General features: G+C 63.0%; 14 protein-coding genes. 1 reads left to right on the forward strand and 13 read right to left on the reverse strand.

All coding sequences use genetic code 11. The features are described from left to right. Positions 1-122: 122 nt before the first annotated feature. Positions 123-1,244 (reverse strand): alkene reductase, encoded by a 1,122-nt coding sequence (locus I5S59_RS21360; RefSeq protein WP_197878357.1) that lies wholly within the window; start codon positions 1,242-1,244, stop codon positions 123-125. A 167-nt stretch (positions 1,245-1,411) separates the two neighbouring features. Here I5S59_RS21360 and I5S59_RS21365 point away from each other — a divergent pair, with 167 nt between their 5' ends. Next, a complete protein-coding gene (locus I5S59_RS21365) occupies positions 1,412-2,338 on the forward strand; it encodes a LysR substrate-binding domain-containing protein (RefSeq protein WP_197878358.1) in 927 nt (308 codons plus the stop codon). Between the two features lie 83 nt (positions 2,339-2,421). Here I5S59_RS21365 and I5S59_RS21370 read toward each other — a convergent pair whose 3' ends face one another. The 12 genes from I5S59_RS21370 to I5S59_RS21425 form a co-directional block, all read right to left on the reverse strand. Beyond that, positions 2,422-3,204 carry a cyclase family protein gene (locus I5S59_RS21370; RefSeq protein WP_197878359.1) on the reverse strand — a complete coding sequence of 261 codons (783 nt, stop codon included), beginning with the start codon at positions 3,202-3,204 and terminating at the stop codon, positions 2,422-2,424. Further along, the gene (locus I5S59_RS21375) at positions 3,191-4,189 is read right to left on the reverse strand and encodes an NAD-dependent epimerase/dehydratase family protein (protein ID WP_197878360.1); all 999 of its coding nucleotides are present in this window, start codon (positions 4,187-4,189) and stop codon (positions 3,191-3,193) included. The genes I5S59_RS21370 and I5S59_RS21375 overlap by 14 nt, the downstream gene beginning before the upstream one ends. After that, the gene (locus I5S59_RS21380; RefSeq protein ID WP_197878361.1) at positions 4,180-5,172 is read right to left on the reverse strand and encodes a fumarylacetoacetate hydrolase family protein; all 993 of its coding nucleotides are present in this window, start codon (positions 5,170-5,172) and stop codon (positions 4,180-4,182) included. Before I5S59_RS21380 ends, I5S59_RS21375 begins: the two co-directional genes overlap by 10 nt. Further along, positions 5,169-5,741 (reverse strand): cupin domain-containing protein, encoded by a 573-nt coding sequence (locus I5S59_RS21385; protein ID WP_197878362.1) that lies wholly within the window; start codon positions 5,739-5,741, stop codon positions 5,169-5,171. The genes I5S59_RS21380 and I5S59_RS21385 overlap by 4 nt, the downstream gene beginning before the upstream one ends. A gap of 10 nt (positions 5,742-5,751) precedes the next feature. Further along, on the reverse strand, positions 5,752-6,567 hold the full coding sequence (locus tag I5S59_RS21390; RefSeq protein WP_232239897.1) for an SDR family NAD(P)-dependent oxidoreductase: 816 nt from the start codon (positions 6,565-6,567) through the stop codon (positions 5,752-5,754). Then, entirely contained in the window at positions 6,557-9,016 is a 2,460-nt protein-coding gene (locus I5S59_RS21395; protein ID WP_232239898.1) for an efflux RND transporter permease subunit, read from the reverse strand. The genes I5S59_RS21390 and I5S59_RS21395 overlap by 11 nt, the downstream gene beginning before the upstream one ends. 3 nt (positions 9,017-9,019) lie before the next feature. Beyond that, a complete protein-coding gene (locus I5S59_RS21400) occupies positions 9,020-10,078 on the reverse strand; it encodes a WD40/YVTN/BNR-like repeat-containing protein (RefSeq protein ID WP_197878363.1) in 1,059 nt (352 codons plus the stop codon). Between the two features lie 57 nt (positions 10,079-10,135). Continuing rightward, positions 10,136-11,503: a DUF1329 domain-containing protein gene (locus I5S59_RS21405; RefSeq protein WP_197878364.1), complete on the reverse strand. Its 1,368-nt coding sequence runs from the start codon at positions 11,501-11,503 to the stop codon at positions 10,136-10,138. A 14-nt stretch (positions 11,504-11,517) separates the two neighbouring features. Then, the gene (locus I5S59_RS21410) at positions 11,518-13,200 is read right to left on the reverse strand and encodes a DUF1302 domain-containing protein (protein ID WP_197878365.1); all 1,683 of its coding nucleotides are present in this window, start codon (positions 13,198-13,200) and stop codon (positions 11,518-11,520) included. An 83-nt stretch (positions 13,201-13,283) separates the two neighbouring features. Then, the gene (locus I5S59_RS21415; RefSeq protein WP_197878366.1) at positions 13,284-14,405 is read right to left on the reverse strand and encodes an FAD-dependent oxidoreductase; all 1,122 of its coding nucleotides are present in this window, start codon (positions 14,403-14,405) and stop codon (positions 13,284-13,286) included. A gap of 97 nt (positions 14,406-14,502) precedes the next feature. Next, positions 14,503-14,901, reverse strand: a complete 399-nt coding sequence (locus tag I5S59_RS21420) for a Rieske (2Fe-2S) protein (protein ID WP_197878367.1) — start codon at positions 14,899-14,901, stop codon at positions 14,503-14,505. A 3-nt stretch (positions 14,902-14,904) separates the two neighbouring features. Beyond that, the gene (locus I5S59_RS21425) at positions 14,905-15,846 is read right to left on the reverse strand and encodes a VOC family protein (protein WP_197878368.1); all 942 of its coding nucleotides are present in this window, start codon (positions 15,844-15,846) and stop codon (positions 14,905-14,907) included. Positions 15,847-15,922: the final 76 nt, after the last annotated feature.

Genomic DNA, 15,922 nt, shown 5'->3' on the forward strand with positions numbered 1-15,922 from the left:
GGGGGGCCCCGCTCAATGTACGCGTGTGCACCTGCCAGGGCCTGATTTGTCGCCCCCCCTGCTAACGTGGGGGAGCGGGCGCTCGCCGGCGTGGGGGCGCGTAGCGCCCCTGGGCTGGTACATCAACCGACGTACGGCGCGTAGTCCACGTAACCGCTAATACCGCCACCGTAATAGGTGTCGCGATCGGCCGGGGTCAGCGGCCAGCCATTTTTCAGGCGTGCGACCAGGTCCGGGTTGGAAATGAACGGCTGGCCGAACCCTGGCAGGTCGATCAGACCGCTGTCGACCAGCGCTTGCGCACGTTCCAGGGTCAGGTCGCCGGCCAGAATCAGCGCAGTGTTGCCCAGGACCTTGCGGCAATTTTGCAGCAGCTTCTTGATTGCTTCGTCGCGAACCTGGGCGCTTTCAGCAGCGAGGAAGAAGTTGGTCTGGTCCATGACATGGACATAGGCAATACCGCGCTGGCCCAGCCCCGCGCACAGCGCCGCATAGGTTTCGTCGATCTCGGGGTACAGCGGCATGTCCATCAACTGGCCGTAAGGCGAGATGCGGATGCCTACGCGTTCTTTGCCGATACGGGCGCACACGGCGTCGACCACTTCGAAGGCGAAGCGCAGGCGGTTCTCCAGGGTGTCGGCGGCGTACTGGTCGGTGCGGTCATTGACCAGCGGGTTGAGGAACTGCTCGACGATGTAGCCATTGGCGCCATGGATCTCGACGCCGTCAAAGCCGGCTTCAATCGCATTGGCTGCCGCCTGGGCAAAGTCCCTGACCACGCGGGCAACGCCCTCGGTGCTCAAAGGTTGCGGAACCGAGGTGGCAACAAAACCAGGGTTGCCCTGTTCATCGTAGCCAAAGGCAACTGCGCCTTGGGCGACTTTGCTGCTGGCGCTGACAGGGGCCTTGCCGCCTTCCTGAATCGAGGTGTGCGACACCCGGCCGACATGCCAGAGCTGTGCGTAGATCTTGCCGCCCACGCTGTGCACGGAATCAGTGACCAGTTTCCAGCCGGCGATCTGCGCCGGGGTGTAGATCCCCGGGTTGAACAGGTAGCCCTGGCCCTCACGGGAGATCGGCGTGCCTTCCGAGACGATCAGGCCGGTGGTGGCGCGCTGCGCGTAGTAGAGGGCGGTTTCGACGGTAGCGATGTCGTCAGGGGACCGCGAGCGGGTCATCGGCGCCATGACAAAACGGTTGCTGAGTACGTCGTTACCCAGTTTGAACGTGTCGAACAAGCTCATGCGTGAGATTCCATCAATTGGACCTATCGGAAAGTGAGCAAGGGCCTCATCAGAGGGCCTCTTTGCTCCAGAAAGCATTTCCACTAGGATATTGAAGAATCTGTAATTGATCCGAGGAGAAAATTACCAAGTGTCAGGAATTAAATTCATCAATCGCGGAGTCTGACGTGTATTCATCCGAGCGCCTCAAAGGCATCGACGTGTTCGTCATGGTGGCCGATCTGGGCAGCTTTACCGCAGCGTCCGAGCGCCTTGGCCTGACCAGCTCGGCCATCAGCAAGGGCATCGCCCGCCTGGAACAGCGCATCGGTACGCGGCTGTTCAACCGCACCACGCGCCGCCTGGCCCTCACCGAAGCGGGCACCACCTTTTACCGCACCTGCACCGCCGTGCTGGCAGACCTGGAAGAGGCCGAGCTGGCCATCGCCAGCGAGTGCAGCGAGCCCCATGGGCGCATCCGCATCGATCTTCCGGCGTCGTACGGGCGCCTGCATGTGCTGCCGCTGATCCTCGAATTCGTCGAGAAGCACCCGTTACTGCAGCCGCACATATCGTTCTCCGACCGCTTCGTCGATCCGCTGCACGACGGCATCGACATTGTCGTCAGGATCGGCGGCACAGACGCATGGCCGGCCGCACTGGGCCATCAGTACTTTGGCGCCCAGCGCCTGACCTTCTGTGCGTCTGCCGACTATTTGAAAGCGCACGGCGCTCCCACCACGGAGCGTGACCTTGAACAGCATCAGTGCATTGGCTACCTGCAAAGCGACGGGCTGGTCGGGCCTTGGTTCTTCAAGGGCGAGCTGCCGGGTGAAATGGAGCGCCGCGTGGTGCACACGCGGATGGCAGTGGGCGATGGTCAGGCGGAGGTGGACGCCGTGCTGGCCGGGCATGGCATCGGCCAGCTACCGACCTGGCTGGTGCACCAGCACCTGGAGTCAGGCGCGATCGTCGAAGTGCTGCCGGACCTCGCCACCGATGGCTTGCCGATGAACCTGATTTGGCTCAAGAGCCGGGAGAACCTGCCCAAGGTCAAGGCGCTGATCGACTACCTCGGCGAGCGGCTGGCAGCGCATGGTACGCATAAACGCTGAGTGCTGATCTTGAGGTTTGCTGAACCCTGAATGGGGGCGTCTCACCGACTCCCGACTGCATTGGAATTGACGTGTATCCCTCTCTATTCAAACAACGCTACAGCGCGAACAAAACCCGCCGAGGCATGGCGAATCTTGTAGGGAAAACACGAAACCCAGAAACCGGATGCAGGCAGCTGATCCAGGTTGGCCAGCTTCTCCATTTGCCCGTAACCGATGTCGCGTCCGGCTTTATGCCCCTCCCAGATGATCGAAGCGTCGCCCGACTCGGCGAAGCGCTCGCGGGTGTACTTGAACGGGGCGTCCCAACTCCAGGCATCCGTGCCGACCACGCGTACTCCGCGCTCCAGTAGATACAGGGTGGCCTCACGGCCCATTCCCACGCCCGCATCCAGGTAGCCCGGCTGACCGAACAACTCACCGGCGCGGGTGTTGATCAGCACGATTTCCAATGGACTCAAGCTGTGCTCGATGCGCATTAACTCCGTTTCCAGGTCCGCTACGGTGACCACGTGACCATCGGGCAAGTGCCGGAAGTCGAGTTTTACACCTGGCTGCAAACACCAGTGCAACGGCAGTTCATCGATACCAAATGCCGGCTTGCCTCCGTCTGTCGTCGATGCGTAGTGCCACGGGGCATCCATGTGGGTGCCACTGTGTGTGGTGATGGAGAGCCGCTCAGCCGCCCACGACTCATTGCCGGGCAGGTCTTCTTTGCGCAGCCCGGGGAACATGGCCGCCATTTCCGGCCAGCCTTGCTGGTGGTCCATGTAGTCGATGCGCGGGAGCAAGGGGGGTGGATCGGTATACGGGTTGTTGTCGAGACAGACCGACAGGTCGAGCATGCGGCACTTATTCAGGTTCATGGACAGCGACTCCGGTGTTGGCTGTTGTCGATGGGGTGGAACGCGGTTTGAGATTCAATGCGTTGCGCAGCAATGCCGCGGCGGAGCCGTCGTGGCGAAAGCCGGCTGTGCGGGCGCGAGGGGCGCGAAGGGGAGGCAGGCGCCCAAACAGGCGTTCCAGCTGTGGGTCAGGTTTGAAGCGAATGTTCGCGCCGTTGTTCTGGCCAAAGCGAGCACCCAGCGCATCGAGTACCTGGGCAATGGACAACTGCAGTACCGGTAGCTGCCAGAGGCGTTCTTGCGTCAGATTGTTGAGCTGCGCCGCGTGCAGCAGGTTGTCCACGCAGCATCGCGCCGACATCCACCAGGCTGTGGCCTGGGGTGAAACCGGACAGTCATAGGCATCACCGTCCGCAAAGGCGTGCAACAGGTCGCTCATGAATGCAGATTTAAGGCCGTTCGATTCACGCGGGCGCGCGACGATGCCGGGCAGGCGCAGCACGCGACCATCGACCTCACCCCGGCGTGCCAGGTCTTCGATGGCAATCTCGATCATGCGCTTGTGGGCCGCATAGGACAGCTGAGGCTGCGCGACCTGCGATTCGTCCATCCGTGCCGGCAGGTCACCGCCGTAAACGGCAACGCTGCTGGCGTAGACCAGGACCGGCGGGCGGTGGTGATTGCGCAACTGATTCAAGAGTTCAAGGCTGGCTTGCAGGTTGACCTGGTAGCCGAGTTCGTAGTGCGCCTCGGCAGCGCCGCCGGGGACGCTGACGAGGTGAAACACCACGTCAATGCCGTCGGCCAGCACTCTGCGCAGCAGCGCAGGGTCAGTGATGCTGCCGCTGTGGCGACGTAGCCGGCGGTCTTCCGGGAAGCTCTCCAGCATTTGGTCGAGCAACAGCAGCGCGTCGATTTTTTGCCCGCGCAGTTCACCCTGTTCAAGCAGCCGGGCAACCAGTTCACGGCCGACGAAGCCATTGGCGCCACTGACCATCACGCGCATGGCAAACCTCCTTGCACCACGCGCTGGTCAATGGCACCAAACAGTACCTCGCCGTCCAGGCCCCTGGCTTCCATGCGTACCCGGTCGCCAAAGCGCATGAACGCAGTGCGCGGCGCACCCTCGGCAATGGTTTCGATGGCACGGCGCTCGGCAATGCAGGCCGAGCCGACACTGCGATCACTGTTGGACACGGTGCCGGAGCCGATCAGCGTGCCCGCGCTCAAGGGGCGGGTCAGCGCGGCGTGGGTAATCAGCTGGTGAAAGCCAAAGTGCATGGCCCCGCCATGCGGATGACCGAACCACTCGCCGTTCCACTCGACCTGCAATGGCAGGTGTACGCGGCCATCGCGCCAGGCGTCGCCCAGTTCATCAGGGGTCACGGCCACAGGGGCAAAGCTGCTCGACGGTTTGGCCTGGAGGAAACCGAAACCGGTTTTCATCTCGCGTGGCGCCAGGGCACGCAGGCTGACATCGTTCAACTGCAACACCAGGCGTACATGGCGCAGAGCCTGGTCGGCCGGGCAGCCCATGGGGACCTTGTCGAGTAAAACTGCAAACTCGCCTTCGAAATCGATGCCGTGCGCTTCGCTGGGCAAAGGGATGTCTGCACGCGGGCCAAGGAAGTCGTCGCCGGCACCCTGGTAGATCAGCGGAATGCGTTCGACACCCTCAATGGGGTCGAGGTTGAAGGCTTTCTGCATCAACTCGCCATGGCTGAGGAAGCAAGAGCCGTCCAGCCATTGCCACGCCCGTGGCAATGGCGCCAGCATCTGCTCGACAGCCAGCGCAAAGCTGCCTTCGGCATCATTGTCATTCAGACGGCGATACAACTGCTCCAGCGCCGTGTGCACGTGCTCCCAGTTATCCAGCGCGGCCTGCAGGGTCGGGGCAATGGCGCCGGCATTTACCGCGCGCAGCAGATCGCGGGACACCACGATCAGGCATCCGTCGCGGGTGCCGTCATTGAGCGTGGCCAGTTTCATGGCAGCAGCTCCTGCAGGTGGGCGGTGTATCGACCGTCGAGCAGGATGAACACCATCCTCGCCATCTGTTCGGTGCGGTTGCTCCAGGCGTGGTTGGTGCCGCGCTGCACCACGATGTCGCCGCGTTTTAGGTGCACCTCTTCGTCGTCGAGCACCAGCCAGACTTCACCTTCGGTGATGACACCGTAGTCCAGCGTTTCGGTACGGTGCATGAGTTTGTGCCGGGACTGGGCATTACCGGTACCGGCGTGGAACTGGCCAATTTCGGCAAACGCCGCCGCGGCATCCTCGGCGCTGACCTGGTTCTGCACGCTGTCCGGCGGGATATCCACTACGCGGATGACACTGCCCAGCGGCCCGGGGCTCAATTGCAGGGGCTGGGCTGTCGGGTCCGGTGCATTGTCCAGCGGAGCCGGCGAAGTGGCGCTGTTCCACACCTCGTAGAACACCGTGCCAGGGACCGCCTTGAGCGGGAAATTGTTCGGTGTGGCGCCGGCGCTTGCGACCACGGCAAGGCCCTCGGCGTTGTGGCCGGTCACGATGCGTTTGAAACCAGGAAGTTGTTGCATGACTTCTCCTTTAGTTGCCATCGCCGATGGTGGTGCCACCGTCGACAATGATGTTCTGACCGCTGATGAAGGCGCCGCCGGGTGCGGCCAGTAACAGCGCCAGGGCGGCAATTTCTTCAGGGCGCCCGACACGGCGCAAGGGTGTGAGCGCCAGGCGGCGCTGCATCACCTCGGGGTTATCCGTAAGGGGGCGGGCGAATTCGGTTTCGATGACCCCGGGGCTGATCGCATTGACGCGAATGTTGCTGGGCCCCCACTCGACGGCGAGATTGCGCGCCAGTTGTGCCAGGCCTGCCTTGGATATTCCGTAAAGCCCAAGCGCCTTGTTGCCGCGCACGCCGGCAATGCTCGACATGAGCATGACGCTGCCGCCACCCTGTTCGGCCATGGCAGGGAGCAGGAGGCTGGTAAGCCAGACGCTGCTGCGCAGGTTCACGGTGAGGGTCAGGTCCCATTCAGCGTTGCTGGCGCTGGCGGTCGGTCCCAGGTGCGGTGCGACGCCAGCGTTGCAGACCAGCACGTCGATCCGGCCCAACTGCGCCAGCGCCTGAGTTGCCAGTTCAACGACATCCGGCTGGCAAGACAGGTCAGCAGGCACGGCATGGGCCTCTATACCGGCGGCACGCAACACGGCGGCGGTATCCCGGGTGGCCTGAAGGTCTTCGCTGCTGACAACCAGCCTGGCGCCGGCGCGCCCCAGTTGCCAGGCAACTGCCAGGCCGATGCCCCGCGTTGCTCCGGTAACAAGCGCTGTTTTGCCGGCGAGTGAGAACAGGTCATTGTGCAAAAGCGATTGAGCTGTCCCGGCTTTTTGCTCACGCGACATGGTGCACCGCCTTGTTCAAACGGATGTCGGCCGACGCCGTACCTGGCGAGTCAGCCGTCGGAACCGTTGCTGACGCGGTAACGCGACGTGGCAACAGGAAGTAGGCGAGGGCTGGTAGCAGCATCAGGGCACCGACCATATTCCAGACGAACATGAACGCCAGCAGCACACCCATGTCGGCCTGGAACTTGATCGGCGAGAAGATCCAGGTGCCCACGCCGATGGCGAGGGTTACACCGGTCAGCATGACCACCTTGCCGGTGAACAGCAGGGCCTGGTAATACGCCCTGGACAGGCTGGCGCCCCGGCGCAGCTGGGCCAGCACGATACTCATGACGTACAGGGCGTAGTCGACACCAATGCCGACACCGAGGGCGATCACCGGCAGGGTGGCGACCTTGACGCCCATCCCCAGCGCAACCATCAAGGCCTCGCACAGAATGGAGGTCAGCACCAGCGGCAGCACCGCGCAGAGCACCGCTCGCCACGACCGGAAGGTCACCAGGCACAGCAGGACAACGGCGCCATACACCCACCAGAGCATGTCGTGGTTGGCTTGTTTGACGACGATGTTGGTCGCCGCTTCAATGCCGGCACTACCGGCAGCCAGGAGGAATGCGGCCTCTTCATCGCTGTTGTCGCGGGCAAAGGCTTCGACGTGATCGACCACGTTGGTGAGCGTGTCGGCCTTGTGGTCCTTGAGGTAGGCATAGACTGTCAGCAGGCTGCAGTCGTCGTTGTACAGGCCACGTGGCGCACCGGCGGTGACCATGTTCAAGGTGGCCTGGTTGTTCACCAGCTCGTACCACTTGGGGTTGCCCTCGGAGAGGCCGACCAGCACGCGGCGATTGAGCAACGCCAGCGAGTTGGTCGAGTCGACGCCCTCCAGCCCGCGCAGCTGCCAGTCCAGGTCGTCAACGCGCTTGAGTGTGCTGTACGCCGAGCAGGCGCCGGCCGGGGTCTTGACCATCACCGCGAAGACATCGCTACTGGCACCGTAGTGCTGGGTGATAAAGGCATTGTCACGGTTGTAGCGCGAGTCCGGGCGCAGCTCGGGCGCTCCGGCATCCAGGTCGCCCACCTTGAGCTTGAGGCTGACTGCATAACCGCCACAGGCCATGAGCGCCGCGACGATCACGCACCCCGTAGCCCAGCGTTTGCGGGTAAAAAGGTCGAGAAAGCGCCAGACAACGTGCTTTTCTGCGCCACCCGCTTCGGCTTCTTCGGCGCGCAGGCTGCGTCGCGCAGCGGTGGGGCTGACGCCGATATAGGACAGCAGCACCGGCAGCAGGATCAGGTTGGTGAAGATCAGCACCGCGACACCAAGGCTGGCGATCACCGCCAGGTCCTGGATGACCTGGATCTTGATGATCATCAGCACTGCGAACCCGACCGCGTCGCACAGCAACGCCGTCAGGCCGGCCAGAAACAACCGGCGGAAAGTGAAGCGCGCGGCCACCAGGCGGTGCATGCCGCGGCCGATGTCCTGCATGATGCCGTTCATTTTTTGCGCGCCATGGCTCATGCCGATGGCAAACACCAGAAAGGGCACCAATACCGAGTACGGATCAAGCTGGTAGCCCAGCATTGGCAGCAAGCCCAGTTGCCAGATCACCGCGACCAGCGAACAGGTCACCACCAGCACCGTGCTGCGCACACAACGGGTGTACCAATAGAGCACGGCGGCGGTAATCAGTATCGCGGCAGCGAAGAACAGCACAATCTGCTTGAGCCCATCGATCAGGTCGCCGACGACTTTGGCAAACCCGGTAATGTGGATCTCGACACCTTGCGCCTGATACTTGCTGCGTAGCGTTTCAAGCGCATGCGCGAAGTCGGTGTAGTTCAGTGGCTGACCGTCCGGCGTGCGCTCCAGCAGCGGCACGTAGACGATACTGGAGCGCTGGTTGAAGGCCACCAGTTGGCCGATTTCGTTGGAACGTTCGACATTGCGCTTCAGCGCCTCCAGGCTGGCACTGCTGCCGTCATAGCCATCAGGGATGACCGGGCCGCCTTCAAGCCCCTCTTCGGTGACACCTGTCCAGCGTGTCGAGGGCGTCCAGAGCGATTTCATCGCTGCCCGGTCAACCCCGGGCAGCAGGTAGACCTCATCGTTGAGTTGCTGCAGCGTGTTCAGGTAATGACTGTCGTAGAGGGTGCCCTGCGGGTTGACCACGGCAATGCGCACGGCATTGCCCAAACCGGCCAGTTCCTGGCGATGCTCCAGGTAATTGACGATAAACGGGTGCTCGCGGGGGATCATCTTTTCGAAGCTGGCGTTGAGCGTCAGGCGTGTCGCCTGCCAGCCCAGCAGCAGTGTCGCGGCCAGGCACAGCAACAACACCAGGGTGCGATGGTTGAACAGCGCACGTTCCAGCAGGGAGCCTGAGGTGCTGTCGAACTGATCGAGGTCGCCTGAAGATGGCGCAGGGGAGGTAGGTACGTGCATGGCTCAGTCCGCGATGGTGTTAGGGGAGAAGGGCGCCAGGCGTCGTGGCTCGCCCATGCCGACAGTGACCAGGGCGCCATCGGCCGCCTCGGTAACGGCGGTCAGTGGCAGCCCGTCGGAAACGCCCATGGGCTGCAAGTCCAGGGTGCTCAGCTCGCTGCGCATGAGCATCCCGGCCTGGTTCACCGCCAGCAGTTGCTTGCCAGCAATGTGCAGGGCGTTCAGCGAGGCCGGAACAGGGGTGTTGACCGGCTGGAAGCTTTGGCCGCCATCATCGGAGGTGAACAGCTTGCCGCGCAGGCCACCGACCAGCATCCGGCCGTTGGGCAGCAGGGTGGTTGCGAAGTAACTGCCCTCGTAGGGGCCCTTGAGGGCGTCAAACGTGCGACCGCCATTGATGGAGCGCAGCAGCAAGCCTTGCTCCCCGGCAATGACGATCTCGTCACCCTGCCGCGCGACGGCATAAAGGTGCAGGCCACGGGGGTTGGGCAGCGAGCCCATCAAGGACTGCCAGGTAGTGCCGCCATCCTCGGTGATCAGGGCAAGGCCGTAGGCACCCAGGACAAGGCCGTGCCGGGCATCAGCAAAGCTCATGGCCAACAGCGGTTTGTCGGCGCCATCGGCCAGCAACCGTTGCGCGGCCGCGAAGCGCCGCGAGTCGTCGGTACGTTCGGCCGCTTGTAGCTCAAGCGCAGCCGCCTGCTTGCCATCGAGCTGCAGCTGCCAGCGTTCGCCGCCATCATTGCTGTGCAGTACCACACCTGAGTGGCCGACGGCCCAGCCATTGCTGGCGTCGACAAATTGCACGCAGGTCAAGGTAGTGCTGACGGGGCTGACAGCCTGTCGCCAATGCTGGCCGTTGTCATCCGACAGCAGCACCACGCCACGTTCACCCACCGCGACCAGGCGGGCGCCGGCTGGCGTGACGTCCAGCAGCACCGCGCCCAGTGCCTGAGTGCCGGCAACCGCCTTCTGCGAAAGGACATCCACCGTTTCTGCTGCCCAAACGGGCAGCAGGGCGCAGCTGGCTGCCATCAGCAAGCCACAGACTATCTTCTTCATCGCACGCAACCTTTGTTGTTCTTGTTTGCAGCAGGCGGGGCTTGCGCCCCGCCAACATCAGCGGACGCCTTCTCCAGCCATGGCATCGGCGGTAAACACCGCATCCTTGTAGGGCGGCACGATGCGGTACTGCTCGTTCTTCCCGGCAAACACATCACCGACGAACCAGGCACCGGAGAGCAGGTCGTAGAACCCGGTCGTGAGCGAGGCGGTGCCCGGAAGGTCGGGCAGCACGACAGGCGAGGTCCACAGCACTTTCGCCAGTTGCCCCTGGGCGTCGTAGCGATCGCCAAGCACAGCCGTCCAGGTGTCCTCATCGAGGTAGTAGGTGCTTTTTGGCATGACGTGCCGCGCACCTTTTTTCAGCGTGGCTTCAACCACCCAGACACGGTGCAGTTCCCAGCGCACGGCATCGGCTTTCATGTGGTGCTTGTCGAACAGGGCTTCGGGGCTGGAAGCGGTGAGTACGCGGTTGGCGTTATAGGGGATGTACAGTTCTTTCTTGCCGACCAGCTTCCAGTCGAAGCGGTCGATGCGGCCATTGAACACATACAGCTCGTCGAAGCTCATCACCCCCGCGGTGGCCGGTGTCGGGGTGTCGCAACAGGCGTTTGGCAGGCGACGAACTCGGCGCTGGCCGGGCAGGTAGGTCCAGGCTGCGGAGCTTTCGGCGTTGAGGTTCTCAAGGCCGGTAATGGCTTCCCCGGCACGCAGGGGCGGGCCATCGTTGGTCATGCGGATCGACCAGTACACGCCCTTGTCGCTGCTGAAACCGGGGAGGTACCACGGCATTTGCAGATCGGCCCGCGAATCGTTGGTCAATACATGCTTGCCGTCCGCCGTGGTCAGGTACTGGGTGAAGCTGGCGTGCCAGGAGGCCCCGCGCCAGCGCAGCAGATGGTTCCAGATGGCTTGCGCGCCGTCCTCGGGGATCGGGAACGGAATGCCGCCGGCAGCGCCTACCGGCATGGGGCCGGCCGGGCCGTCGACCAGTTTGCCGCGGGTGGCGTTGGCGAAGGTTGCCTCGTAGACCGACTGCGGAGCAGCGGCGCTGCGGTGGGTGGGGTACACCACGACCTGATAGCTGTCCGGGTACTTTTTCAGCATGGCCTGGGTCCCGGCCGAGAGCTTGTCGGCGTACTGCGCCATGTTCTGTGCGGTGATGGTGAGCAGCGGCTGGTCGGCCGCGTACGGATCACTGCGCTTGCCACCTGGCTTATAGGCAGGGTCGGCCTGGGTCAGGCCCCCTTGCCATTCAGGGATGCTGCCGTCGGCATTGCCGGCGCGTTGCGCGCCAAACGGCGTCAGGGTCGACTTGAGTTTGGCCGCTTCATCGGCGGAGACAGCCGCCATGGCACCCTGAGCAATCATCAGCGAAGCGCTCAGGGCAGTGAGCAGGTGTACCCATTTATTGGTGTGTTTCATCGAAGAATCCTCGGTCAGAACGTGCGGCTGACGGTGAAGGCGATGAAGTCGCGGTCTTTGAGCGACTGTTCGAAGGTGTAGTGGTTGTCGGCATCCAGGAAGGTGTTTTCCGGGCCGTAGTAGTGCGTGTAGGTAAGGCCAAGGTTCCAGGTGTTGAGGTAGTTGCCTTTGAGACCGATGTTGATGTCGCCACCGTTGTCGGCACCAAAACCTGTGCCCAGCGCCTCGGAGGCTCCGTTGGTGTAGCTGGCACCGATCGGTACAGACACATCCAGGCCCGGCAGGAGCTGGCGGTACATGGGCTCGTAGACCAGGCGCAGGCTGGTGGCGTCGCGGTCGGCATTGGGGTCGAGGGCGTCGCTGTTCTTGCTGACACTCATGACCCTGTTCCAGGCAATTTCACCGAGGAAGCTCGCTTCCGGAGCAATGAAGTTCGGCTCAAGGCTCGACAGCCAGGACAGGTTGGCGTGCAGCGTGCGCCCCGTTGCGTACAACGGTTCATCGTCGTTGTTGATCGACTCGCCCGGTGCCAGCGCGTGCTGGCTGGTGGAGGCCAGGGGTTGATTCCAGCGTGTGGAGAGTTCGCCGGCGATGTTGTAGTTGCCGACCGTGGTGGAGAAGCTCGCCCCCAGGGCCTCGATGCCTTCCGGATACACCCAGTAGTACTCGCCGGCCTTGCCCGACAGCGGGTTGAGGTTGGCGAAGTCCGGGCGCACGTTCAGCTGCGGGTTCTTGTCGTGGAAGCGGATGGCGTAGATGCCCCAGTCCACCGTCTCGGTGCGCCAGCGCAGTTGCACGCCGCCTTGCCCCGAGTCTTTCGCCTCTTTGTCATTGCCGTGATAGAAGGCCAGTGGCTGGGCCCCCGGAAACAACGGAGCACCAATGAACATGCGCTCGTTACCGTCACCGAAGGTGTCGCTTGAAGAAAAATAGCTGCCGGCGGCAGGCAGGCGGTTAGCCTCCCATTCGAACTGGTAGTAGGCGCCAATAGAGACATCCGGGGTCAGTTGCAGCTGACCGGACAGTTGCTGGACAGGGCGGATCAGCTCCTTGAACTGGGTGTTGGGTACCGACAGGCCTTTGACGACATCGATCGGTGCCATGCCGCCGGCGATTCCGTTCATGCCGTAGAACAGGCTTTCACCCCACTGCATGGCGTACTGACCGACACGTCCGGACGCTTGCATGTCGCCGATTTCGGCCTTGCCGAAAATGAACGCATCCAGCAGCTCACCCTTGCGGCCATGCAGGGTGCGGGTGTCATCGGTAAATTCGTCGTAGTCCACCGAATAACTGTTGGCCCGCGACGGATCGTTGTTGTCGGTACCACGGTTGTAGACATCGTCGTACCAGGCGGCGCCACTCAGGCGGGCACCGACGTTGCGGTAGGTGATGTCCATCTCCGAAAGCAGATCGAGGCGATTGGAGATCAGGCCCTTGTCGAAGTTGCGGTCACCGTCGTCGAGGTTCTGCGCGGTCTGGCCCTCGATCAGTTTGTCGCTCTGATCCTTGGTGCGCCAGGCTGCGCTGTATTTGAGGGTGTTATCCCAGCGTGCCCGAAGGTCGGGGTTTCCCGTATCGAATTCAAAGGCACGGGCGTCCGGCAGGCCGGCGCTGATGGCCAGTACGGAGACAGCCAGTGCCAAAGGTTTGAGCGGCGGCAACGGCCGCGTAGGTGCGCGCTTGCGAGACAGCATTTAAGTCACCTCATTCTTGTTTTTGTAGGTCAGTGTTGGCGTGCGGACGGGGGCAGCACAGGCGTGGCCGCCCCGCTGCGCTGTCAGACCGGGCGTGCCGTGACTTCGAGCATTTGCCTGACCAGTGCGATGCGGTCGAAGTCCGGGTCTTTCTGCATTTCTTTTTCGCCCGCGAGCAGCGACTTCTCGCTGATGAACTTGCAGCGCTCGAACCTGCGCGCCATGAAGCGCTGCAGCTGGTCTGCCAGGCTGCCGCCGGCGGTGAGCTCTTCACTCAGGACCACGGCGTCTTCAATCGCCATGCCCGCACCCTGGCCAAGGTGTGGCGTGGTGGCGTGCGCCGCGTCGCCGATAAGCAGCACGCGGTCGCAGTACCAGGGCTCATCGACAAACACCGCCTCAAGCGGCTTGTAGACGACTTGCGCGTTGTCGGTGATCTGCTCGCGCAGTTGCTCGATCAGGCCGCCAAAGCCGGTCAGGCGTTTGCGCAGTTCCTCGGCCAGGGTGTGCTCGTCCATCCACGGGTTGCCCGGCTCGTGGGAGGTGGTGAACAGGTACATCAGGTCATCGGCCAGTGGCACCAGGCCGGCGTTGCCGAATGGGCCCTGGTAGTTGGCCAGGTGGTCGATTTCGGCGACGCGAGGGAAGTTGTAGCGCCACACCGACTGACCGGTGAACTGCGGTTGGTACGTGTCGCCGAACAGCAAGCTGCGCACCCTGGAAAACAGGCCGTCAGCGCCAACCACCAAGGCATAGCGCCGACGGCTGCCATCGCTGAGCAGCACCTCGACGCCATCGGTATCCTGCTCGAACTGCTCGATCGAGGTGCCCAGGCGTACGTGAGTGCCCAGTTCGATAGCGGTTTCGCTGAGTACTTTATGCAGCGCGCGGCGCGAGATGCCGACGTTGGCGGGGTACTCCGGCCCGGCCAGGCGTTGACCGGGAATGCGCACCAGCGGCACACCGTCGGTGTTGTAGATGCCGACGTCTTCGAAGGCGTAGGCTGCGTCAAGGTAGGCGTCGAGCAGGCCCAGCTTGGCCATTTCGCGCACGACGTTGCTTTGCTGGATGATGCCGACCCCGTAGACCGTCCACTCGGTTTTCAGCTCGACCAGGTCAACCTCGATCCCTTTGCGGCGCAAGGCAATGGCGGCGCACAGGCCACCAATACCACCACCGACGATCAGTACGTTTGCAATAGTCATGACGTTACTCACGTGTTGTTCTTGTTCTGCGCAGCCATCACTGGATGCGGTTGTTTTTCGTGTGTGGCCCGAGTTTCCCGAGTGCCACAGGATTTGACTAATCGAGTCCCCGGATGCGACCTATCGCGCTGCGCGATACCTCAACGGGCTGTCCCATGGGGTCGATACACAGGCGCAACCAGCCGTCCTCACAGCGAAACGCGAGCCCGGTCAACGATTGCCCCAGGCACGGGCCAAAGACGCATTCGCCGCTGTCGGGCATGAACTGCGCGCCGTGCGCGTAACAAATGACCCGCTGGCCGTTGGCGGACAGGAATCGGTCCTTGCGGTACTCAAGGCGCACATCGAGATGCGGGCAGCTGTTGCGGTACACCCGCAGCGCGCCTCGATGCATGAGTGCAAACACGCTGTCGCGCCCTGAGCTGAACGGATCAAAGCCGATCGCCTGGCCTTCCTTGAGGTGCGCGAGCGGGCACAGCGCAACGCTGCGGTCCACGGTTCAACCCTGCTTGGGTGGCGGACCACCCGGGGCCCATTTGTCGCGGGAGGTAAACAGGAACAGCTGCGAGTTGTCGGCGGACATGGGCGCCTGGCGAGCGGCCCAGGCGTCATCGTGTTTGTCCATGTCGGCGTCGTATTCGATGTGGCAGCCAAGCGGGCTGTTGAAGTACCAGAACCAGTTGGAACCGAAGAGGTGACGGCCGGGCCCCCAGAAGCTTGTCCAGCCTTTTTCCTGGAAGCGGGTGCCCGCGAGCAGCACTTCGGTGCCGCTGCCCATATGAAAGGTAAAGTGCTCGCAGCCCTGCATGTGCGGCGGGGTCTGGATCATGAACAGGCAGTGATGGTCATCCATGCCGCGTGCACGCATGAACGGGCCGACACCGACAAAACTGTCGGTGGTGACGAAGCCCAGGCGATCACGGTAGAAGGCTTCACCTTTGGCCGCATCGGGGACGAAATACACCACATGCGACAGCGAACGCGGCCGGGCGTCCATCTCTGGCGTGATACCCGGTTGATTCAGCGGGCGTTGCGGTGCGCTGCCAGGGGCGTTGGTGAGGTCGGCAGGCGCCGAGAAGGGGCGGCGCCAGGAGACCTGGAAGGCAATCGCAAAGCCAAGGTCATCGACGGTGTGCAGGGCGCCATTGGCGTCGCGACGCACCTCGCGGTCGCAGCTCAGTTCATCTTCGATGGCGGCAAGGTCGGCGCTGCTTTCCACGCCGTAGATGGTTTCACGCAACGACGGTGCGGGGCCCAGTGAGGGCGGCAGGTCCGCGGCGTCGGCAGGGCGAATGATGATGGCCGAGCCGTCCCGGGCCTCGAAGTGGCCCCCGTCGGCATCCAGGTGGACTGCACTCAGTCCGTAATCACGCAGGCAATCCGCGCAGGCTTGCAGGTCGTCGACGCCAAATACCAAGGCGTCAAGGCCAAGAATGTTCATGGCTACCACTCCATTGAAATTATGATCCGGCAGCGGGGCCGGTGGTGGTGTCGCTGCGGCAACAGGCAGGCCGCAC

The sequence above is a fragment of the Pseudomonas alkylphenolica genome, assembly GCF_016009175.1.
Taxonomy (GTDB): Bacteria; Pseudomonadota; Gammaproteobacteria; order Pseudomonadales; family Pseudomonadaceae; genus Aquipseudomonas; species Aquipseudomonas alkylphenolica_B.